We start from the raw sequence: 20,687 nt of genomic DNA, 5'->3' as shown, positions 1-20,687 counted from the left end.
GATGGCGCTTGCTCGACCGGCTACGTCGCGACGGCGGCCGATCTGTTGAACACGATGGTCACCCGCGTTCCTTTGCCGGGGGCAGAATCCACCTCGAACCGGGCTTTGGCATTTTCAATCAGCGATTGAGCGATCAACGCTCCGAGCTTGCCGGGTTTCGGCCAGGTCTCGCCTTCGGGCAGGCCGATGCCGTCATCGGCGACTACGATGCGAAAACCGTCTCCGTCGACGACGCTGCGCAGCGTGATCGTCCCGCCTTCGCGACCCAGAAAGGCGTGTTTCAGCGCGTTCGTCAAAAGCTCATTGACCACCAGTCCCGTCGGCATCGCCACGTTGATGGACACCGGATAAGTGTCGACCTTCATATCGAGCCGGATGCCCTGCATGGCGTGCGACGTCATCACGGCGGAAGCGATCTGGCTGAGATAGACGCCAAGGTCCACTTCGGCCTTCTGTTCGTCGGCCGACAGCGTCTGGTAGAGGATTGCGAGCGCATCGACGCGGCCGGCGAGGCGCTCGAAACCTTTCTGATCAGGCGATGCCGCACTGCGGGCCTCCAATCTGATGAGAGCCGTGATCATTTGGAGATTGTTCTTCATCCGATGCTGCAACTCGCGCAGCAGCATGTCCTTTTCCCGAATGCGTTGTTCGATGGCCTCGCTGTCGCTTGCCTTGTGCGCGGTAACGTCGACAAGGGCGACCAGTCGAAAGGACCGTCGCCCGCGCTCGTCCTCGATCAGGTTCGAATAGACATCGACGATGGCTGGCGCTGCGGCGGCACGTTGTATCCTGAATGTTCCCGCGCGATCGATATCCTCGACGATGGCCCGGGCCAGCGGCCGGTCCTTGTATTCGCTCAAGCCTTCTCCGCTCAGTGCGGCCCAGTTCCAGCGCTCGAGCTCGGCGACGGATACGCCTGACAATTTCTGGAACTCGGAATTGACATAGACGACACGTTCATCGCCGCTGAGATCGGAAATTGCGATCGCGATCGGCAGCTGGTCGAGAAATCTCTTGAATTGTTCGCTATCCAGCACGCCCGCCAGATGCGGGGTATCGAGCAATTGCTGGAGCTGCTCGGTTGTTTCGACTTCGGCGGGCATTCCAGGCTTTCGATGTTTCCGGTGAAACCATGATCAATATCAGGTCGCTCACCAACTGCGAAGTCCGCTCATTGCCGCGCGGCTACGAATGGCGGAGAGCCGAGATCATGGTTGAGAAGCGTCGGAAGACTCAGCTCGAATGGCTCTGCTCGACCAGATGGTATTTATACCGGTCGCGAATATGTTCGTTGAAGAACCGGCCCTTCGACGAAGCCTTGCGGAACGCGGCGTGGACCTGCGGCGGAACGTCCTCGTAATCATAGCGGTTTCCGCTCGGGACGAACCACACCGAGAGTACCCTCGTCGCCGGCTGGTAGTCGATGTTTCTGATCGCAGTTGAAGGCATCTCGACAGCTCCAATGCTCGGCAGTGCTCCAATCCACGCCATCGTGTGAATAACCCTGCACGGAGAGCGAGGTTCCTTGCTGCCGAAGCAGCCTTGCCGCTACGGGCCGGCTTCACCAAGTACAGTTGATGCCACCGCTCAAGACATCGGCTGCAGCCCGTCAGGGCGATCTCTTTGCCGCCACCGACGACCTGCCGGAAGGATTCCGCTACCGGCCCGAACTGATCACGCCGGACGAGGAAGCAGCGTTGGCAAGCCAGCTCGACGGCCTGCCTTTTCAGCCCTTCGACTTTCACGGCCATCTGGCAAACCGGCGGGTGGTCGGCTTCGGGCTGCGTTACGACTACGACCGGCGCGAAGTCGTCGAAGCACCGCCGATACCCGGCTTTCTGCTGCCGCTCAGGGACAAAGTTGCAGCCTTTGCCCGCCTGCCGGCCGAAACCTTCGTGCAGGTGCTGATCAACGAGTACCGGCCGGGCGCCGGTATCGGCTGGCACCGCGACAAGCCTCATTTCGAATTGGTCGCCGGCGTTTCGCTGCTGGCCGCCTGCAGCTTCCGCCTGCGCCGGAAAAACGGCACGCGATGGGATCGCAAGACGGTCACCGTCGAGCCAAGATCAGCCTATTTGATGACGGGTGCTGCGCGCAACGAATGGGAGCACAGCGTTCCGCCGGTCGCCGAGCACCGCTATTCGATCACATTACGCACGCTGCGCGCGCAAAATTCGCTTGGGATAGCGCCGTAAGGCAAGCCAGGCGCCGCCCTGAAGTACTGAGCCGATACGATTTCATGGGTCGCCATGCCGACCGGCCAAATCCGCCAGCATGGCGCGCTGGCCTTTCAGTATCTTGACGTTGGCTTCAGGCAGGGAGAACCAGCCCGCTCTGTCGACTTCGGCAAATTCCTTCATCGAGCCGGACCTTGGCGGCCATTCCATGACGAAGGTGTTGCTGCTTATGGCGTCGCTGTCGAAGTCCGCTTCGACGCACCACGCGACGACGAGCTTGCCGCCCGGCTGCCGGTAGCTGCCAAGGTGTTCGAAAACTCCATCGATGGCGACCCCGAGCTCCTCTTCGGCTTCGCGTTTTGCCGCCGTCAGTTCGTCTTCGTTCTCGTCGACCAGGCCCTTCGGGATCGACCATGCGCCGTCGTCCTTCTTCGCCCAGAATGGGCCGCCGGGATGCACCAGCAGCACCTGAAGTGAACCTCGGCTTTGGCGATAAATGAGCAACCCTGCGCTGCGTTTGGCCATTCCGCTATTCCCCTGACGAAAATGAACCGAATGTTCTCGTCCGGGCCGGCGTATGGACCAGCCTGCCACGGCGGAACGATTTCGGCTCGCAGCCGTTCCGTCCGTTCGGCAAATGAGTGATTGACATGGCGACGCCGCGAGCTGCCTGGAAGGGCTTTATGAAAGTCGGATCGGTTTCCTGTGGCGTCAAGATCATCGGCGCCGTCAGCGAGGCCGAGAAAGTGCATTTCAGGATCCTGAACCGCAAGGACGGTCTCCCGGTCAAGAGCGCTTATATCGACGAGGAGACCGGCGATACGGTGGAGGCTGCCGACCAGGTAAAGGGCTATGAAGTCGAGAAGGGCGAATTCATCCGCATAGAGCCGGACGAAATCAAGAAACTAAAGATGGTATCGCAGCACACGCTCGAGATCGGCGAGTTTGTGCCCACCGCCGAAATCGACGCACGCTACCTCGAAAAGCCCTATTATCTGGTTCCGGCCGACGCGCCCTCCACTGAGGCCTTCGCGGTGATCCGGGACGCCATGGCCAGGAAGAAAGTGGCAGCCCGCTCCTGCGTCGTGCTGTACCAGCGAGGCCGAGAGGTGCTGATCCAGCCGCTGGGCAAGGGCATGGTGATGACGGAATTACGCAACCACAATGAAGTGGTCGCAACGGACGCGGTGTTCGAAGGACTGAAGGCTCGCAAGGTCGATCCCGAGATGCTGGAAATCGCGCAATTGCTGATCGACAAGAAGCCCGCCAAATTCGACCCGTCAAAGTTCGAAGACACTTATGAACAGGCGCTGGTTGCGATGATCGAAGCCAAGCGCAAGGGCAAGAAACCGCCCAAGCCGGCACCTGCGCCGAGGACGAATGTCGTCAACCTCGCCGATATTCTGCGCAGAAGCCTGGCGCAGGAAGGCGGCAAGGCTCCTAACAAAGGTCGGGGAACGGCCGCGAAACGCAGATCAGCCTGAATGTCCGAAAGCGGATCGAACGGAACCGAAAACGCTCGCGCGCATTTAGATGACGTAGCAATCCGTCGGCAAGCCAAGCGGAGCGGGGGACTGGTGGATGTCGTTGAACTAAAGACTGGCGGAATCCCGCAAGTTTCCTCCGCCGATCTGATGCAGGCGTTGCCTGTGGCTGTCTACACCACCGACAGACAAGGCTACATCTCGTTCTTCAATGAAGCCGCTGCCGATCTCTGGGGATATCGTCCGGTTATCGGCCAGGACCGCTGGTGCGGATCATGGAAGCTTCGCCACCTCGACGGACGGCCGATGGCGCACGACGAATGTCCGATGGCCGTTGCCTTGCTGGAGGAGCGGGACGTTCCTGGGGGCCGGGCGATCGCCGAGCGGCCGGACGGCCAGTTCATCCCGTTCAGCGCGTATCCGGTCCTGCTTCGCGATGCGAACGGCGAGGTCGTCGGCGCCATCAACACCTTGCTCGACCTGCGCACCCAGGCGCTGGCTGACGACGCCAGCATAAGGCTCGCTGCCATCGTCGAATCTTCGATGGACGCGATCGTGTCGAAAGACCTGAACGGCATTATCACCAGCTGGAACGACGCGGCACAACGCCTGTTCGGCTACACGCCCGCGGAGGCGATCGGTCGCCCGGTGACGATGCTCATCCCGCCCGACCACCTGGATGAGGAAGCCATGATCATCAGCCGCATTCGCGCCGGCGAACGGATTCCTTCATATGAGACTATCCGGCAGCGCAAGGACGGCACCCTGGTTCCGGTTTCGCTCACCATCTCGCCGATACGCGACGGCATTGGGCGTATCGTCGGCGCTTCCAAGATCGCGCGCGACATCAGCCCGCATAAGGACAGCGAACGGCGTATCCGCACACTCATGCGCGAAGTCAACCATCGCGTTAAAAACCAGTATTCGGTGATCGTCTCGATGATCCGCGAGACCAGCAAGCTGGCGGGTACGCCAGAGGCTTTCCTTTCCCAAGTCCGGGAACGCATCATGGCACTTTCGGAATCACACGATCTGCTGGTCGATGCCGAATGGCGTGGCGCGACCATCGGCGAACTAATCCATGCCCAGACTAAGGCCTTCGCGACACAGGCCAGGCTATCGATGAGCGGGCCGATGATCATGCTGCAGCCGAATGCGGTGCAATATCTCGGCATTGCCTTTCACGAGCTGGCCACCAATTCGGTAAAGCACGGAGCGCTGTCGCGCCTTGACGGGCGGGTCGAGGTCGAATGGACCGTGACGCCAGCCGCCGATGGCAGCGACGGCTTCCGCCTTGTCTGGCGGGAACTGGACGGACCATTGGTCGATGAAAACACGCGACGCGGTTTCGGAACGGTCGTGCTCAAACGCGTCACCCCGCAGGCGCTCAGCGGCACCGGCCGCCTGGAATTTGAGAGGCACGGCATCACCTGGACGCTGGAAGCGCCGCTGCGCTTCGTTCAGATGTCGATGGCTGGCATTGCGGCTGATTGAAGGCCGCTACCTCGGCCGCGGCTTGGAGGCCGTGTGCCAACGCAATCCCTATGGCAGCAATCAGGAGGAGCAGCGATGAGTTGGCTGGGCACCTGGCGGAACCAGTACGGGTCGGTCGTCGAACTGACCAGCGAAGAGGGCGGACGGATCAGCGGAACCTTCAGGACGGCGCTGGAGGACAGCGCCTTCTTCGGCACGACGGTGCCGCTGTTCGGAGCCTGCCATGGAGATGTCATCGGATTCACCTGCGCGGCCGAAGGGCGGGTCGGAGCCGCGGCGGTGAGCTATACCGGCATCCTCAGGAACGGGAAGCTGGAGATGCTGTGGCACACCGTTGCGGATGCCGCTTTGTCGGCGGAAAAGGAAGGGGCGCCGGCCCGAGCCAGGAAACTCCCCGCCTGGCGTGCCTTTGGAACCAGCCTCGACAGTTTTGAACGCGTCTCCTGACTATTCCGCCCGCCACCGCGGCATTCAGCTCGCAAGCGAGGCAGCAGGGTCCCGCGGCGCGTAGGAACTCGCACTGACAATGGCGCGTTGGTGCGCCAGGACATGTGCTGTTCGTTACGGGATCGACCCAATGAGCGTGCTTTATCGCGCAGCGAAAATCGCCGAACAGGCCCATGCCGGGCAGACGGACAAGACAGGGCGGCCTTATATCGAACATTGCCGCCGGGTCGTCGATGCCGTCGAAACGCTCGATCAGAAAGCCATCGCCTATCTTCACGACGTCATCGAAAAAGGCGACGGTTGGAATCGCGACCGGCTTGAGGCGGCCGGGTTCGGGCCGTCCATCGTATCGGCCGTCGACGCACTGACGCGGCGGCCGAACGAGGACGATTCCGTGTTCGTTCGTAGGGCTGCGGCCAATCCGCTGGCGTTGCCGGTCAAGCGCGCCGATCTTGTCGACAATCTATGGCAGGCACGGCAGATCGGTGCCTCGACAGAGAAATACGAAGACAGCCTGCGCATCCTTGAAGAGTTCTGACGGAAAGCTGGCGCCGTTGCCAATGTGAGTCTATTCGGTGACGTGCGGCGTATGCCGCTTGTCCTCCGCGGGGATCGGCCTCAATCCGCGCCCGGCCGGGATCGAACGCGCCGTGGCGGGCGATCGCCAGTGCCGGGGTGTCGGGCGTCTCGTAGGCCCACATGAAGTCTTCTGCCGACGAGCCGACCGCATGAACACGCCAATAACTTGCCGTGCCCTTCAGCGGGCTGTGGCTCGTTGTGTTCGTCTTCTCCAGAAGGTCGAAATAGATGTCCTCGAAGGGTATGTAGAAGACAGGATCATGACCGTCTTCGTAGAGCAGCTTTGCCCGCGCGCTCGACGCAATAATGGCGTCGGAGAACCGAACGGTTACGGTTCCATCGAACGGGACGATCCTGAGCGGGCCTGAGCGGGGGGCGGAATTTGCGGCTAAGGGCTGCATTCGACTTCTCCGTTGACTGCGCTGCCCTCCCGAAACGTGTTGTTGCCCGTCAGGGTTCCAGACCGCGCGCCGAGGCCGGTGGTGGAACGGTTTTGCAAGGTCGTCGTTGTTTCAGACCTCCGCACGCGCCATAATCGCAATGGCCGCCACTCGCCGACTCAACAGCAAATGGATCACATGCTGGATCGATCGCCTACCCTTCCAAGGTCGCTTGGCGCTGCGCTGCGAAGGGAAGTGCCGCGGTTTACGGCGCCCGGCAATGAAATTTCGTGCACCACGGTTGCATCCTACAATGTGCATAAATGCGTCGGCACCGACGGCAGGTTCGATCCGGAGCGGGTCGCAGCCGTGGTCAAGGAACTCGACGCCGATATCATTGCCTTGCAGGAGGCCGACGAAAGGACCGGAAGCAGGCAGGGTTTGCTCGATCTCGCAGCGCTCGAGCGGGACAGCGACCTCGTCCCCACACATGTCCCGGAAAACCGCCGCAGCCATGGCTGGCACGGAAATCTGATCCTGGCGCGCCGCGGCGTGGTCGAAAGCGTGAACCAGATCCGGCTGCCCGGCCTTGAGCCGCGCGGTGCGGTCATCGCGGATCTGGAGCTGAAGGGCGTCTCGCTCAGGATCATAGCCGCACATTTTGGCCTGCTGCGGCGGTCGCGCTCGCAGCAGGCCAACGCGCTGGTCGAAGCCACGCACCCGGTTCTGCGGCCGACAATCCTGCTTGGCGACCTCAACGAATGGCGCGTCCGCAACAGGTCTTCGCTGCTGGCCCTGCTGCCGCATTTCGGTCCGATCGATGCGGTTCTGCCGAGCTTTCCGTCGCGCTTTCCGCTGTTTGCGCTCGACCGCATCCTGGCCAGGCCGCCGCACCTGATTTCCAGCATCGAGGTGCACAAGACGCCGCTGGCGCAGCGCGCTTCCGATCATCTGCCGATCAAGGCCCGGCTGAACCTGGACGCGATACGGCAGCCGCGACTGCAACCAGAATGAACCTGAAGGGTTGTTAGTCAGATTTCAGACGGTTTGCTTCGCTGATGTTTGTCGGTGCACTTCATGGATACAGCCATTTCGCGGTTTGCCCGGGACAAGATCGCGGCCGGCAATAGCGGGTTGCTGCTGATCGCCGACAATTATGACGCGTTTGCCGCGCGAATCCTTGCGGCGCGCAGTGCCACCAGCAGCCTCGACCTGATGTACTATCTCTGGCACGACGACCATAGCGGCCGGCTGCTGATGCAGGAGGTCGTCAAGGCGGCGGAGCGCGGTGTCCGCGTCCGCATGCTGCTGGACGACATCAATCCGCGCAACAGCGACGCCGCTTACCTGGCGCTCAACAGCTACAAGAACATCGAGCTGAGGCTGTTCAACCCCAGCGGCATGAGGAACGGCAGCATCTTTCGCTCGCTGGAGATGGTCGCCCGGCTGTTTGCGATGACCCGCCGCATGCACAACAAGGCCTGGATCGCCGACGGGAGCCTGGCCATCGTCGGCGGAAGGAACATCGGCGATGCCTATTTCGACGCTGCGGAGACGAATTTTCGCGATCTCGACCTGTTGCTTCTCGGTCCTGCCGTAGGGCAGACGATGCAGATCTTCGAGGCGTTCTGGAGTTGCGAGGCGGCAAAGCCTATCGAACTGCTCAACCCGGCTACAGCGGGCTCGCGCGCCGATTTCCTCGACAATCTCGATGCGACCGCGGACGGCCAGCTTTTGAACAGCCTCCGTGCCTGGCGCACGATCACGGAGTTCATTGTAGCGCACAGCGACGTCTGCTGGACGAAAGGCGTTCGCGTCATTTCCGATCCGCCGGAAAAGGTGCGCGGCAAGAGGCGCAGGAATTGGCTGACAAAGGAGCTGCTTCCCGCTATCGCGGCGACCAGGCAGCGCCTCGAAATTGTCTCGCCCTATTTCATCCCCAGCCGCACCGGGTTGGCCATCCTGTCGAAGTTGGTGGACCGTGGCGCCGAGGTTGCAATCCTGACCAACTCGCTCGCCGCGACGGACGTCGCCGCCGTGCACGGCGCCTATGCCAAATACCGCCGCAAGCTGCTTAAAAAAGGTATCCAGCTTTTCGAATTGCAGCCCTTCGACCGCCAGGCCAACATCTCCGTTTTCGGCTCAAAGGGAGCCAGCCTGCATACCAAGGCCTTTACGGTCGACGACACGCTGGGGTTTGTCGGTTCCTTCAATTTCGATCCGCGTTCGGTGTCGTTGAATGCGGAAATGGGCGTGCTTTTCCACGATATCAATCTGGTGATGGAGTTGCGCCGGCTGTTCGAGCACGAAAAGTCACCGCAGACGAGCTACCAGCTGGTCCTGGACAAAGGCGCCTTGCGGTGGCTCGGCTTGGCGGATGGCGAGATGCGGCAATATTCGCGTGAACCGGAGGCCAGTCTCTATCGGCGCATCGTTGCAGCGCTGGTTGGGTGCCTGCCGATCGAATCGCAATTGTAGAAGCGACGGATTTGTCGGAACGCGACTCTTTGTCGGAACGGAAATGCGGGATCACGAGTTGTAATCCGGTCCGGAGCATGCCGATGAAGACCACGCTATACAGTTTTCTTGCTGAGCTCTTGCCGTTCTGGATGGCGCATAAACGCAAAATGCGCGCCGACCGTGTCGCTGAGCGGCCGACACGATCTGCCGCAGGTGACGATGTTCGGCCGTCAGGCGACCCGAACCGCGCAACACCGGCGCGACGGCGCAACGCGTCTTAGGGCGGGATGCCTGCAAATTACACCCCGCCCCAAATGTCTGGTTAGCGACATTCTGCGACGCCAAATGATTTCGCTTGACTGCAAAGCTCTAGCTCTTTGGCGATCACGCTATCGTTAAGTATCGCTGTTTGAAATTCGGCGTTGCCAAGCATCCATTTTGCAGCACGTACGTTAATGACACTACAGTTTGCCGTTACAGGTGAGCACCATGAGTGCTAATGCGATAGAATTCTTGCAGGACTGGATTCACGAAAACGTTCATGTGCCGCCGCCTCCGATCAGGCTTGAAAAGGAGGCGGAAATCCTCGCCAAGGAATGCAAGCAAGAGGCGGCCAACGCCGGGGTACCCATCGAAGACATCGAGGAAGAGGTTGGCGACCTCAAGGATCTGCTCGTCGCCAAGCTCGAAGACGCAGCCGAGGACGAGGCCAGGCAACTCAATGGCAAGGGCAGCGACATGAATAGAACGGCTGAAGCCAGCGGTCGGGCGACACTGCAGAACAATCTGTGATTCAGGGCGGGCCGAACAAATGCGCCGCTGAGGACGCCGCAATCTCCTGGGCATTTTCAGCGGGTTCGTACTGCAGCGGGTTGCCGTGGCTCAGACTTCGCACGATCCGCTCCGGACTGAAGGAATGACGCCATGGCATAAACCTTTTCGCCGGACATGCGTTGTTGGGTTTCAAGCCAGGGAGATGACCATGCAGATGAAATCGGAAATCGCCGGCGAGGCCGCCAAGCAGCGGCATATCCAGCGCCGTATCGACGAGAAGGACAAGTCCAAATCCAATGGCAAGCAAAAAGGCGCTATGCAGGCCGGCGCCCGCAAATATCCCGAGCCGCCCTTCCCCGAGCAGCACCAGCCCAAGCCGGGGCATGAATGGGCGATCGAGCCGGCGCCGCTTTATGATGCGCCATTTTATATCGGATCGAAAAAGCTCGACGGCAAAGTGGCCGTCATTACCGGCGGCGATTCAGGCATCGGCCGTGCGGTGGCCGTGCTCTATGCGCGTGAAGGCGCCGATGTGGCGATCGTCTATCTCTCGGAGGACAAGGACGCCGAAGAGACCAAAAGGGCCGTCGAAGCCGAAGGCCGGCGCTGCATCCTGATCAAGGCCGATGTCAGCGAACGCGACCACTGCCACAACGCGGTGGCTGAGATCGTGCAGGAGTTTGGGCGCATCGACGTGCTGGTCAACAACGCCGCTTTCCAGATCCACTCCAGCGATTTCAGCGAGCTGACCGAGGAGCATTTCGACACGACGCTGAAGACCAACCTCTACGGCTATTTCCACATGGCGCAGGAAGCGGTACCGCACATGAAGCCCGGTTCGGCAATCATCAATACCGGTTCAGTGACCGGCATCGAGGGCTCGAAGCAACTGGTCGACTACTCCATGACCAAGGGCGGCATTCATGCCTTCACCCGCGCGCTCTCGGGCAACCTTGTCGACAAGGGCATAAGGGTCAACGCCGTGGCGCCGGGGCCGGTTTGGACGCCGCTCAACCCCTCGGACAAGGAAGCCGGCGATGTTTCGAAATTTGGCGCCGATACGCCGATGAAACGGCCCGCCCAGCCGGAGGAGATCGCGCCGGCCTACGTGTTCCTCGCCTCGCCGCACTGCTCGAGCTATATCACCGGCGAGATATTGCCGATCGTGGGCGGCTACTGACGGCATGTATTTCATTGCCCTGGCCACTGACTATGACGGCACGCTGGCGCATGAGGGGATCGTTGCCGAGAAGACGCTTGCGGCGCTTGAACGCTTCAAGAAGAGCGGCCGCAAACTCATTCTCGTCACCGGGCGCGAGCTGCCCGACCTCAAACGCGTCTTTCCCGAAGTCGCGATCTTCGACAAGGTCGTCGCCGAAAACGGCGCGTTGATCTACACGCCGGCCAGCGAGGAGGAGCGGACGATATCTCCGCCGCCCGCCCCCGAGCTCATCGCCAAACTCAGGAAACGCGGTGTCAAACCGCTTTCGGTCGGACGCTCGATCGTCGCAACCTGGGAACCGCATCAGGCTACCGCGCTCGAGGTCATCAAGAAATTGGGGCTGGAGCTGGAAATCATCTTCAACAAGGGCGCGGTGATGATCCTGCCCAGCGGCATCAACAAGGCGACCGGCCTGACAGCCGCGCTTCAGGACCTCAGATTGTCGCCGCACAACGTCGTCGGCGTCGGCGACGCCGAAAACGACCACGCCTTCCTGCGCGCCTGCGGCTTCAGCGTCGCCGTCGACAACGCACTGCCGGCAGTCAAGGAAACGGCGGATCTCGTGACACGCGGCGCGCGCGGAAAGGGCGTCGAGGAACTGATCGCCAAGGTGGTGGAGCGCGATCGCGAGCTTGTGCCGAGCCGCGACGGCATTGTGCTTGGCTCGGAGGACGGCAAGGAGGTGTATCTGTCGCCAACCGATACGGTGCTGATCGCCGGGAGCTCCGGCATCGGCAAATCGACCCTGGCGACCGCACTGACGGAGCGCTTCGTCGAGAGAAAGTTCCAGTTCTGCATCTTCGATCCGGAAGGCGACTACGATGGCCTCGAAGGCGCAGTCCGGCTGGGCGACGGCTCGAACGCGCCGACGAAAACGCAATTGCTCGATCTCCTGGAGAAGCCTGACAACAATCTTGTCGTGAATGGCCTGGCGCTGCGCGTCAACGAGCGGCCGGACTTCTTTGCCGACCTGCTGCCGGGCCTCGGCAGTCTTCGTTTCCGTACGGCACGACCGCACTGGCTGATCATCGACGAGGCGCATCACCTCCTGCCGAAGCGGCGCGACGATACTCCAATGGTGCTGGCGATGGAATTGCCGGGCACGATCCTGATCACGGTTCATCCGGACGCGATCTCAACCGAGGCATTGCGGCTGGTCACCGCCGTCATCGCACTCGGCCCCAAGGCGAAAAAGGTCATCAAGACGTTCTGCCGCGAGACCGGCACCGAACCGCCAAAGGACAAGGATCTGAGCTCTCCAAAAGACCAGCGCGTGCTGTTCTGGCGGCCGCAGGCGCACAAGAAACCCGCCATGGTCGAGCCAATCGAGCCGCGGCAGTCGCTCAAGCGCCACAGCCGCAAATATGCCGAGGGCCAGCTCGACGAGAAGGGCAGCTTCTATTTCCGCGGTCCCGACAATGCAATGAATCTCCGCGCCCATAATCTGATGATTTTCGCCCAGATCGCCGAGGGCATCGACGACAGGACCTGGGAACATCATCTGCGCGCCGGCGACTATTCCGAATGGTTTCGCCACCAGATCAGGGACAAGGAACTGGCGCGCGAGACCGCGGAGGCGGAGAAAGACGGCACACTTTCGGCGCAGGAGAGCCGCAACCACATCCTGGACGCAGTGCGCCGCCGCTATACCGCGCCCGCCACCGCGCCAAAGGAATAGATGCAAACGGCGCCCAGCCGTGGAACCTCATCCGCCAAACGAAATTGTGTTCTATCGGGCGCCAGATCCAATCAATGCCGAATAATTGCCCCGGAAAGAGACGATGGATGAGCAGCGACCCGGACAAGAATGGTCCTGTCTTTTCGGCGGAGCAGGCGCGGCAGGGCGAGATCATCCTGCGGACGCGGGCGCGCCGGATCATTTTCATCGCCGGCCTGGTGGGTCTCGTCTTTCTGGCATTGCTGGTGTGGTGGGTTTGAATTCCTGACGGCTGGAGCGAAATCATGAAATCACAACTTGTTGCCGAAAGCGCCGGGCAGAGAACGTTTGTGGTTGTGCTTGATCCCGGCGAAGAGGCGTTTGCGCAGCTGACGTCGTTTGCGGTCGAGCGTGGCGTCGGCGGCGCGTCGCTGACTGCGCTCGGCGCTTTCGAAAGGGCAACCGTCGGCTGGTTCGACCCTGGAGAAAGAACCTACCGGAAGATCCCCGTTCGAGAACAGTGTGAAGTGCTGAGCGCGATCGGCGATGTTGCCATCGGCGACGACGGCAGGCCCAGCCTGCACGTCCACGCAGTCCTTGGATTGAGTGACGGCACCACGAGGGGTGGTCATCTGCTGGACGGAATCGTGCGGCCGACGCTCGAGGTCACATTGGTGGAGACGCCTGGCCATCTGCGCCGCAGGCATCATCCCGAACTCGGCGTCGCCCTGATCGACCTGGAGCCTTGATCCGAGCCGATCACTTCGTTGATTTGACTGCGGCCGTTTCGGGTACACCCTCCCAACCGAAGGCGCTGCGGCCGCCGAGCAGATGCGATTGCTCGAACTCCCCGGCGACGATTTCCTTCAGGCTTGGGCCGGTGACATAGCGCTCGACCTGCCGCGACTGGTCGTCCAGCCGCCGCAAGGCGCCGATCTCTTCGTCACGGCCGAGCCTGGCCTTGTGGACAGCCGACTTCAGCACGCCGATCGTCTCGTCATAGACTTTCAGCGGCACAGGGAACGGGTGCCTGTCCTTGCCGCCATGCGCCAGCGAGAAGCGTCCTGGATCGGAAAAACGGCACGGCGCGCCATGCACGACTTCGGCGACCAACGCCAGCGCCCGCACCGTGCGCGCGCCGACATTGGGCACGAGGAGAAGCTCGGCGAAATCCGTCGGACCGCGCTCAGCCGCCGCGGCGATATTGCCGTGCAGGCGGCGCATGACGACATCACTTTCGCGCACATCGTGGTGCGCCGGCATGACCAGATGCGGCAGCAGCTTTTGTGCCGGGTCCGGCGCTGGCGCCGAACCCCGCTCCAAAGCGGCAAGTTCCCTCACGATGCGATCCGGTCCAAGGTCGTGCAGAAGGTCCAGTTGTCCCTGGCGCGACGCTTCGGCGCGGCGGTCGGTCAGGTTGACGATCTCGCCCTGATTGGCGCCCTCGATGGCAGCATGCGGCTGGTCGACAAAGCTCTTCAGGCCCTCGGACAGCCAGTGATAGCGGCGCGCCACCTTGCTGTCGCCGTTCATGCCTTGCTGCACCACCACCCACTTGCCGTCGTCGGTGACGATAAAGCCGTGCAGATAGAGATCGAAACCGTCCTGGACCGCGGCGCTGTCCACCTTGGCGACAAGCCGGCTGGCAGTCGCGAGGCCTTGCCCGTCGAGACCGACACGCTCGCCGATCAGGGCGAGCTCATGCGGGGTCTTGCGCGAATGCGCGCCGCGGCCGCCGCAAACGTGGATGCCGAGTTCGCCGGAAAGCGGCGACAGACCGCGCTTCAACGCTCCGACGACGCTGGTGGTGATGCCGGAGGAATGCCAGTCCATCCCCATCACGGCGCCAAAAGACTGGAACCAGAACGGATGCGCCAGCCGGCGCAGCAATTCATCGCGGCCGTAATGGTGGATGATCGCCTCGCACATGACCGCGCCAAGCCGCGTCATGCGGTCGCCAAGCCATTTCGGTACGCGCCCGCCGTGAAGTGGGAGATCAGCACTTCCCGATCGCTGTGCCACGGTCTTTTGCTTGCTCCTTGAGTCCTGCCTCGACAGATAGGTATCGAAAGGGGTGTGGAGAAGCTATGGCCTGATTCAGGCCGCGATCGTTGCAAGCCGCCAGCTACCGGGCAGGTTCGCTGAGGAGATCAAACTTCTGGATCTCGCAATGCTCGCCCACCGATTCCAGCAGATCTATTGGCGGTGCGCCAGTGTCCGGCCGCCTCCAACTGATCTCGAACGAGAAAACAGGGTCTTTGATATCCGGGCGCCTCTCTATCGCGACGAGGCGTGCCCGGTAACCAAGCGGCCCGATCATCGTATCGAGTTCCTGTCGGGCTGCGGCCTTCCAGGTCACTGCCAACTGGGCGTGGTGTTCGCGCGAAATTCGAAGATCCACCCATTTCAGGACGAGCAAGGTGGCCAGCGTCAGTGCCGTGCCGGCCGCGCCCAAGCCGTATTGGCCACCACCGAAAGCCAATCCGATCGCCGTCATCACCCACAATGTGGCCGCCGTGGTGACGCCGCTGACAAGACTGCCACGGCGAAGAATGGCGCCACCGCCGATAAAGCCGACCCCGGTCAGCACGCCCAGCGGAAAGCGCAAGACGTCCATCGATGCAAACGAATCCGGGTGCTTGCCAACGGTTCCCAGCAGAATGCTGGCCTGGACCATTGCGATGGCAGCCGCCAACCCTACCAGCACGGTGGTGCGTAGCCCCGCCGCGTGCCCGCGCGCCTCCCGGTTGAGGCCTATCAACAGGCCGGCGAGTGCGGTCAGAAGCAGTCGTGCCGCGATGTCCTGCCAAACCGGAACAACGAGGAGCATCGCGGTCACCCGTCGGGCCAGGCGCTGCTGGCCAGGAATAGCGCCATGGTCAAAGCGAACAAGGGCAAGAGCGTCTTCATCGCAAATTCTTTTTGTCGATAAGCAACAAACGATGCGCCTGGATTTTGGTTGCGCCGCCGACGATTCACCCGGCGATGGGCAGCGGCGGAACAAAACCTTCGGCCTGCGGGTTGGTGGGTTCACGCCAACGAAGGATTTGCAGTCATGGTCCGCTTGCTGCTTGCTGGAGCCGTCGCTTATCTGGCCTATCGCATCACCAAGGAGATCGGTGGGTCTGGCGAGGTCGATCCGCTGTCGCCTTCAGCCGACCAAGCCGGCCGCAAGGCGCCGAGGCAGCAAAGCGGGGCACAGAGGAATGGCCGACGGCGGTAGCGAATGCCGTAGCGGCGGCGCGGGCCAGCCATGACCGCATTTCCGTTGCCGCTCGACCTTCGTCCGATGGAAGCCAAAGCCGCCGATGCAATTCCTGGCGACGACGGGCTTTGGCAATACGAGCCGAAATGGGACGGGTTTCGCTGCCTCGTGTTCAAGGGCGACGATGCCGTCGATCTGCGTGCAAAATCGGGCAAGCCGCTCGGCCGCTATTTTCCCGAGCTCGTCGGGGTGCTGCGCGATGTGCGCTCGCGACGGTTTGTTGCCGACGGCGAGATCGTCATCGAGGTCGACGGATCGTCCTCGTTCGAGGCCCTGCAAATGCGCCTTCATCCCGCCGAAAGCAGGATCCGCAAGTTGAGCCTTGAGACGCCCGCCAGGCTGGTCCTGTTCGATATGCTGGCCGAACCCGGCGGCAGGATCATCATCGAAGAGCCTCTCACCACCAGGAGGCAGGCGATTGAGGCCTTTGTCGCGACGGCGGCACGGCCCGAACTGCACCTGTCCAAATATACGCACGACGCCGCCACCGCCGAGCGCTGGCTGCAGGGCGCCGGCCACGGCTCCACCGACGGTGTTGTTACAAAACTGATAGCCGGGCCATACCGGCCCGGCGAGCGCGCCATGGTCAAGGTCAAGCGACTGCGCACTGCGGATTGCGTGGTCGGCGGCTTTCGCTATCTCGCCGGCAGCAACGAAGTCGGATCCCTGCTGCTTGGCCTCTACAATAACGAAGGCAGGCTGGACCATGTCGGGTTCACCTCGACCATCGGCAAGGACGACAGGGCAGCATTGACCAGACGGCTGGAAAAACTGCGGGCCAAACCGGGTTTCACCGGCAAGGCGCCGGGCGGACCAAGCCGCTGGAGCACGGAGCGGAGCGGACAATGGGAACCGATAAAGCCTGAACTGGTGGTCGAGGTTCGGTTCGACCATGTGACAGGGGACCGGTTCCGGCACGGGACAAAGCTGTTGCGCTGGCGGCCGGACAAGGAGCCCCGGCAATGCACGTTCGAGCAGATCGAGTAAGTCCGCTCCGAGGCACCGCTTCAAGGCTCTAGCTGCCCGCTCTATCGTTCATGACGGACCAATGCAAAATTCACCGGTTCGCCGCGGCCAACCGAGCCTTGGCAACATTTCCGAGGCTCGGTTGCGGTTTTGAAATCAAGCGGCTTCTTGCATTGCGCGTTCGTTGACACCGCTTTCGCCGAGCTTGGAAAGCGCTTCGTCGGTCGCGACCTCTTCCTTGAGAGTTGCCCTGAGCAGCTCGACAACGTCGCTCTTGCCAAGTTCTTCCGCCCACGCGATCAAAGTGCCGTAGCGAGCGATCTCGTAATGTTCGACAGCTTGCGCCGCACCGACAAGCCCGGCGTCGAGCGCGGGAGCACCATTATACTCCTCGAGCATTTCCGAGCCCTCTTCGATGATGCCGTCAATCGCCGGACAGGTTTTGCCGCGGGCCGGCTTGCCGAATTTCTCGAACACCTCCTCGAGGCGGTCGACATGTCCTTCGGTTTCCATGCGGTGTTTCTCGAAAGCGGCGGTCACTTCTTCCGACTCCGCGCCCTTGGCCATTTTGGGCAGCGCTTTCAGTATCTTCTTCTCGGCGTAGTAGAGGTCTTTGAGCCCGTCGAGGAACAGATCCTCAAGGCCCTTGCTTGCCGCCTTCGCGGCCTTTTTCGTGGTCGCCATGATCCTCTCCCGAATGGTTGGTGCCGCCTCGCAAAGTGGAGGCGTCCGATAACCCTCCGACGGGAAACAAGTTCCCTGAAGCGACGGGAGCTTTGAAAATTTTTCCGACCCGCGTGTGGTGTCGCAAGGGCTCGACCTGCGGCAGCAATCGGCCAGGAAAGCGCCGTCAGCGCTCGCCGATATGCTCGAACAGGCGGGTGTATTCGGCCTCGGCCAAGCCGTAGCCGCCATCTGCCAGTGCGACGAGACCATCGCGGTCGCGGATGATAATTTCGCCGCGGCGGGACCGGATGAGCCCTCGCCCCTCAAGCAGCTGCAGCGCGACCGTGACACCCGGGCGTCTTACGCCAAGCATGATCGACAGGAATTCGTGAGTGATCGTCAGCCGGCCGCCGTCCACCCGATCGTCACACATGAGCAGCCAGCGCGCCAGCCGGTCTTCAAGTTTCGATCGCGCGTTGACCAGCGCGGTAAAGCCAGTCTGTACATGCAGATATTGCACGTAGCGCAGCAAGAACAGCCGCAGCGTCGGGCTTTGTGTCAGCGCCGCTTTGAACGGCTCGGCGTCGATCTTGGCGGCTTCTCCCGCCAGCTGCACATAGCAATCATGGACCGTACGGTCGTCGCCCATTATCAGGGCCGAGCCGGTCATACCTTCCAAGCCGACAAGGCCAACTTCCGCATCGCTGCCGTTCGGCATTTTCGCAACCACGGAACCGATACCCTCCTCGAGGAAATAGATGGCCTCGATCGGCGATCCGGACACTTCGAGCGATTGCCGTAACTCCAGCGAACAGCGCTCGATGTGCGGCTCGAGAGATGCGAAATCGCCGGCGCTCATTCGGCGCAACAGCTTGTTTTTGTATGGATTTCTATTGGAATATGGATTCTTATTGGAAGTTGCTGGATCAGACATAGCTGGGCCCAAAACAGGGCAAGAGCTTTTTTATCTCCCAGCCGTCCGCGCCCGGTATAACCTGCGAACGATAGCGCTTATATAAGCACTGAAAGGTATGGAGCCTACTAAATAAAAAAATGAATCGATGCACGGCAGTTCTCCTGCCGCTTGCCTACGAAAACATCCGACTGAAAGTTAGAGTCGGAAACGTACCAAAGACGGTTTGGTACGAAAACGACAATTGAGATCGCCGGGCGCAAAAGAGCCCGTCGCGAGGGATGCAACGGGCTCCATTCGGGCGTCGTGGGCTACGCCCAGTGATCCAAATGAGGGTGGGTTGGATCGCAGCAACAATGCAGGTGCGAGACAGTCGTTCCCAAACTGTCTGCTTGGTAATTTCTGTACATTGAGTTTGGACGAGAGCGGCGCTAATTGAATTGGAGTCGTCCACACAGGCATGGCGAGTGGACGCTAGAAAGACGCTTCGCGCTTTCGCCCTTTTCAAGGGAGGATGGCATGTCGATGCAAGGTGCAGCAACTCCAGCCGAACTGAGCGTGCTGAGAAAAGCGCTCGACGACTGCTGCCGCGAGTTGGGTGTTGCGGACGACAGTCCTGTCCGCGAGCGGTTGGCAGCCCGTATCATGTCGCTGTTCAACGAGGGTGTGCTCAGCGCCGATCTGAAAGAAGCGCTGGCCGCCGATCGCCAACACTAAGCTGCTGCTATGGTGGCGTCCTCGGCGCCGAAAGGTTCGGCACCGAGTCGCCCTTTCTGGCCAGGGCCCCGGTTTGCCAAGGATACTTGGAATCTTGTCTTTTCACGACAAAACGCCCGGCGCTTATTACCAGGCGGCAGGCGTTTTTGTCGCGAGCGTGACACTAACGCGTGTCGCGCTTGACCGGCCTCATGCGATGCACTTTAGGTTCCTGTTTTATGCATGTCGTTATCACAAAACCGCTGCACACCCTCGGGTCAAGCCCGGGGGCATGCTTTTGCGCGACATGCCTCAAATGCGCCCAAGCAGGACCAGGATAATGACGATAAGCAGCACCAGGCCGAGGCCGCCACCACCGTAATAGCCGGTGCCATAGAACGGTCCGCCGCCCAAGCCGCTGAAGCCGCCAAGCAAGGCAAGGACCAAGATGATGATGAGAATGGTTCCAAGGCCCATGATGTCTGCTCTCCTTGTTTGCGCTGCCGCCATTCGCATCAGCGCGTCGCATTGTACAAAGGTATGAACTCGCAAGGAGCATTCCTGTTCCGGCGGGACGGTAAGGCGTACACTCATGCGGCAAGCAAAATGCCGGGCCGTGCCGTCAGAAAAGTCCACAGATGCATGCCTGCAGAGAATGGCATGGCGGCCGCCTTGAACACCTGAGAACATGCTGAAATTCATGGGGAATTTGTCGGAACCTTCGCCCGCCCGAACGGTTGTTTTCTTAGTCGCAACGCGACGACCCTCGTAAAAAGGAGAAGCATCATGTTCACGAAAATTCTCGCAGCTTCCGCGCTTACGATCGGTCTGGCCACGTCAGCGATGGCCCAGAACGTCGGCGATCCCTCCGGAGACGCTACCGACGGCAGCGGGCGGACGATCGTGGTCCCGGATAATGGCGGCCCTGACAGCGGCACGGATTCGACCATCACCAACAGCATTCGCGATTTCTCAACGACGAATTCGAATGCCGACCGGAATTGCCCGCCAGGCCCGCAGGGGGCTCTGCCCGATGCGACCGGCAAGGCTCCTGGCACGATGGCCCCGACGCTGAACGACAACCACTGCGGCAAGTAAGCGCCCGGTGATCACAGCACCAGGCCGCGGAGCATAGGCTCCGCGGCCTGTTGGTTTTTGCCGCAAATTAGCGCCTAACGGCCGCGGTGGTCAAAACTGACCGCGATCTCCCGACCGTCCAACGCGCGAACGATGAAGCCAACCAGCTCCTCGTCGGTTTGCCGGAACCAGGGAAAGCGTCTGCGCAAATCGGCTATGACGACGGTGGTCGAGAGAATATCGCCGGAATGGTAGTCGGCCATGACGGTATGAATGGCTTTGTCGGTATCCATACCAAGCGGCGACTTGATCTGCCCCACGGAAGCCTCCACCCATCTCTCCCGGCCAACGATAGCAAGACCGCGGCAAAGCGAAAGAGCTTGTACGATTGCGTACGATCTCGCCGCGTGCGTTGCAATTTGCGGGACGC

General features: G+C 61.3%; 26 protein-coding genes. 16 read left to right on the top strand and 10 right to left on the bottom strand.

Going from position 1 to position 20,687, the window contains the following annotated elements; all coding sequences use genetic code 11:
- Nucleotides 1-20: 20 nt before the first annotated feature.
- Both NKH42_RS00370 and NKH42_RS00365 read right to left on the bottom strand, forming a co-directional pair.
- Nucleotides 21-1,103, bottom strand: a complete 1,083-nt coding sequence (locus NKH42_RS00370; protein WP_352507041.1) for a sensor histidine kinase — start codon at nucleotides 1,101-1,103, stop codon at nucleotides 21-23.
- A gap of 130 nt (nucleotides 1,104-1,233) precedes the next feature.
- Nucleotides 1,234-1,449: a KTSC domain-containing protein gene (locus tag NKH42_RS00365; RefSeq protein ID WP_352476940.1), complete on the bottom strand. Its 216-nt coding sequence runs from the start codon at nucleotides 1,447-1,449 to the stop codon at nucleotides 1,234-1,236.
- Nucleotides 1,450-1,577: 128 nt separating this feature from the next.
- Between NKH42_RS00365 and NKH42_RS00360 the strand changes: the two genes are divergently transcribed.
- The gene (locus tag NKH42_RS00360) at nucleotides 1,578-2,195 is read left to right on the top strand and encodes an alpha-ketoglutarate-dependent dioxygenase AlkB (protein ID WP_352507042.1); all 618 of its coding nucleotides are present in this window, start codon (nucleotides 1,578-1,580) and stop codon (nucleotides 2,193-2,195) included.
- A 42-nt stretch (nucleotides 2,196-2,237) separates the two neighbouring features.
- Here the strand turns inward: NKH42_RS00360 and NKH42_RS00355 are convergent, their stop codons facing one another.
- The gene (locus tag NKH42_RS00355; protein WP_352507043.1) at nucleotides 2,238-2,702 is read right to left on the bottom strand and encodes an NUDIX hydrolase; all 465 of its coding nucleotides are present in this window, start codon (nucleotides 2,700-2,702) and stop codon (nucleotides 2,238-2,240) included.
- A 125-nt stretch (nucleotides 2,703-2,827) separates the two neighbouring features.
- Between NKH42_RS00355 and ku the strand changes: the two genes are divergently transcribed.
- The 4 genes from ku to NKH42_RS00335 all read left to right on the top strand — a co-directional run bounded on the left by ku (nucleotide 2,828) and on the right by NKH42_RS00335 (nucleotide 6,140).
- Entirely contained in the window at nucleotides 2,828-3,661 is an 834-nt protein-coding gene (gene ku / locus NKH42_RS00350; protein ID WP_352507044.1) for a non-homologous end joining protein Ku, read from the top strand.
- 93 nt (nucleotides 3,662-3,754) lie between these two features.
- Entirely contained in the window at nucleotides 3,755-5,155 is a 1,401-nt protein-coding gene (locus tag NKH42_RS00345) for a PAS domain-containing HWE histidine kinase family protein (protein ID WP_352507045.1), read from the top strand.
- Between the two features lie 75 nt (nucleotides 5,156-5,230).
- Nucleotides 5,231-5,602: an avidin/streptavidin family protein gene (locus NKH42_RS00340; protein WP_254815773.1), complete on the top strand. Its 372-nt coding sequence runs from the start codon at nucleotides 5,231-5,233 to the stop codon at nucleotides 5,600-5,602.
- Nucleotides 5,603-5,732: 130 nt separating this feature from the next.
- A complete protein-coding gene (locus tag NKH42_RS00335; protein ID WP_352507046.1) occupies nucleotides 5,733-6,140 on the top strand; it encodes an HD domain-containing protein in 408 nt (135 codons plus the stop codon).
- Here the strand turns inward: NKH42_RS00335 and NKH42_RS00330 are convergent.
- Nucleotides 6,040-6,582, bottom strand: a complete 543-nt coding sequence (locus tag NKH42_RS00330) for a DUF427 domain-containing protein (RefSeq protein ID WP_352973697.1) — start codon at nucleotides 6,580-6,582, stop codon at nucleotides 6,040-6,042. The genes NKH42_RS00335 and NKH42_RS00330 overlap by 101 nt on opposite strands.
- Nucleotides 6,583-6,759: 177 nt before the next feature.
- On the opposite strand from NKH42_RS00330, the gene NKH42_RS00325 reads away from it, so the two are divergent.
- The 7 genes from NKH42_RS00325 to NKH42_RS00295 all read left to right on the top strand — a co-directional run bounded on the left by NKH42_RS00325 (nucleotide 6,760) and on the right by NKH42_RS00295 (nucleotide 13,423).
- Nucleotides 6,760-7,575, top strand: coding sequence for an endonuclease/exonuclease/phosphatase family protein (locus NKH42_RS00325; RefSeq protein WP_302893445.1), 816 nt, complete (start codon nucleotides 6,760-6,762; stop codon nucleotides 7,573-7,575).
- A gap of 63 nt (nucleotides 7,576-7,638) precedes the next feature.
- Nucleotides 7,639-9,039, top strand: a complete 1,401-nt coding sequence (locus NKH42_RS00320) for a phospholipase D family protein (RefSeq protein WP_352507048.1) — start codon at nucleotides 7,639-7,641, stop codon at nucleotides 9,037-9,039.
- A gap of 471 nt (nucleotides 9,040-9,510) precedes the next feature.
- A complete protein-coding gene (locus NKH42_RS00315) occupies nucleotides 9,511-9,813 on the top strand; it encodes a hypothetical protein (RefSeq protein ID WP_352507049.1) in 303 nt (100 codons plus the stop codon).
- 190 nt (nucleotides 9,814-10,003) lie between these two features.
- Nucleotides 10,004-10,975: an SDR family oxidoreductase gene (locus NKH42_RS00310; RefSeq protein ID WP_254815767.1), complete on the top strand. Its 972-nt coding sequence runs from the start codon at nucleotides 10,004-10,006 to the stop codon at nucleotides 10,973-10,975.
- Between the two features lie 4 nt (nucleotides 10,976-10,979).
- Nucleotides 10,980-12,695 (top strand): HAD family hydrolase, encoded by a 1,716-nt coding sequence (locus NKH42_RS00305; RefSeq protein WP_352686262.1) that lies wholly within the window; start codon nucleotides 10,980-10,982, stop codon nucleotides 12,693-12,695.
- A gap of 107 nt (nucleotides 12,696-12,802) precedes the next feature.
- Nucleotides 12,803-12,955, top strand: coding sequence for a peptide ABC transporter permease (locus tag NKH42_RS00300; RefSeq protein WP_254815765.1), 153 nt, complete (start codon nucleotides 12,803-12,805; stop codon nucleotides 12,953-12,955).
- Between the two features lie 24 nt (nucleotides 12,956-12,979).
- A complete protein-coding gene (locus NKH42_RS00295) occupies nucleotides 12,980-13,423 on the top strand; it encodes a PPC domain-containing DNA-binding protein (RefSeq protein ID WP_352507051.1) in 444 nt (147 codons plus the stop codon).
- Between the two features lie 10 nt (nucleotides 13,424-13,433).
- Here NKH42_RS00295 and NKH42_RS00290 read toward each other — a convergent pair whose 3' ends face one another.
- Nucleotides 13,434-14,696, bottom strand: a complete 1,263-nt coding sequence (locus tag NKH42_RS00290; protein WP_352507052.1) for a DUF763 domain-containing protein — start codon at nucleotides 14,694-14,696, stop codon at nucleotides 13,434-13,436.
- A 103-nt stretch (nucleotides 14,697-14,799) separates the two neighbouring features.
- Complete coding sequence (locus NKH42_RS00285) at nucleotides 14,800-15,504, bottom strand: MgtC/SapB family protein (protein WP_352476927.1); 705 nt, start codon at nucleotides 15,502-15,504, stop codon at nucleotides 14,800-14,802.
- 225 nt (nucleotides 15,505-15,729) lie between these two features.
- Between NKH42_RS00285 and NKH42_RS00280 the strand changes: the two genes are divergently transcribed.
- Together NKH42_RS00280 and NKH42_RS00275 are read left to right on the top strand one after the other, a co-directional pair.
- Nucleotides 15,730-15,897 carry a hypothetical protein gene (locus tag NKH42_RS00280; protein WP_352507053.1) on the top strand — a complete coding sequence of 56 codons (168 nt, stop codon included), beginning with the start codon at nucleotides 15,730-15,732 and terminating at the stop codon, nucleotides 15,895-15,897.
- 30 nt (nucleotides 15,898-15,927) lie between these two features.
- On the top strand, nucleotides 15,928-16,926 hold the full coding sequence (locus NKH42_RS00275) for an ATP-dependent DNA ligase (RefSeq protein WP_352507054.1): 999 nt from the start codon (nucleotides 15,928-15,930) through the stop codon (nucleotides 16,924-16,926).
- Between the two features lie 135 nt (nucleotides 16,927-17,061).
- On the opposite strand, the gene NKH42_RS00270 is transcribed toward NKH42_RS00275, so the two are convergent.
- Together NKH42_RS00270 and NKH42_RS00265 are read right to left on the bottom strand one after the other, a co-directional pair.
- Nucleotides 17,062-17,589 carry a YciE/YciF ferroxidase family protein gene (locus NKH42_RS00270; protein ID WP_254815759.1) on the bottom strand — a complete coding sequence of 176 codons (528 nt, stop codon included), beginning with the start codon at nucleotides 17,587-17,589 and terminating at the stop codon, nucleotides 17,062-17,064.
- 166 nt (nucleotides 17,590-17,755) lie between these two features.
- A complete protein-coding gene (locus NKH42_RS00265; RefSeq protein ID WP_502896173.1) occupies nucleotides 17,756-18,505 on the bottom strand; it encodes a Crp/Fnr family transcriptional regulator in 750 nt (249 codons plus the stop codon).
- 498 nt (nucleotides 18,506-19,003) lie between these two features.
- Between NKH42_RS00265 and NKH42_RS00260 the strand changes: the two genes are divergently transcribed.
- On the top strand, nucleotides 19,004-19,201 hold the full coding sequence (locus NKH42_RS00260) for a hypothetical protein (RefSeq protein ID WP_254815757.1): 198 nt from the start codon (nucleotides 19,004-19,006) through the stop codon (nucleotides 19,199-19,201).
- Between the two features lie 291 nt (nucleotides 19,202-19,492).
- Here the strand turns inward: NKH42_RS00260 and NKH42_RS00255 are convergent, their stop codons facing one another.
- Nucleotides 19,493-19,657, bottom strand: coding sequence for a DUF3309 family protein (locus NKH42_RS00255; protein ID WP_023677107.1), 165 nt, complete (start codon nucleotides 19,655-19,657; stop codon nucleotides 19,493-19,495).
- A gap of 309 nt (nucleotides 19,658-19,966) precedes the next feature.
- Between NKH42_RS00255 and NKH42_RS00250 the strand changes: the two genes are divergently transcribed.
- Complete coding sequence (locus NKH42_RS00250) at nucleotides 19,967-20,278, top strand: hypothetical protein (protein ID WP_352507056.1); 312 nt, start codon at nucleotides 19,967-19,969, stop codon at nucleotides 20,276-20,278.
- Between the two features lie 74 nt (nucleotides 20,279-20,352).
- Here NKH42_RS00250 and NKH42_RS00245 read toward each other — a convergent pair whose 3' ends face one another.
- A complete protein-coding gene (locus NKH42_RS00245; protein ID WP_352701085.1) occupies nucleotides 20,353-20,577 on the bottom strand; it encodes a hypothetical protein in 225 nt (74 codons plus the stop codon).
- Between the last annotated feature and the right edge of the window lie 110 nt (nucleotides 20,578-20,687).

It is taken from the genome of Mesorhizobium sp. M1142 (assembly GCF_040318565.1).
In the GTDB taxonomy this organism is placed as follows: Bacteria; Pseudomonadota; Alphaproteobacteria; order Rhizobiales; family Rhizobiaceae; genus Mesorhizobium.
Note: the sequence above shows the minus strand (reverse complement) of the source record. Positions and strands in the feature narration are given on the sequence as shown.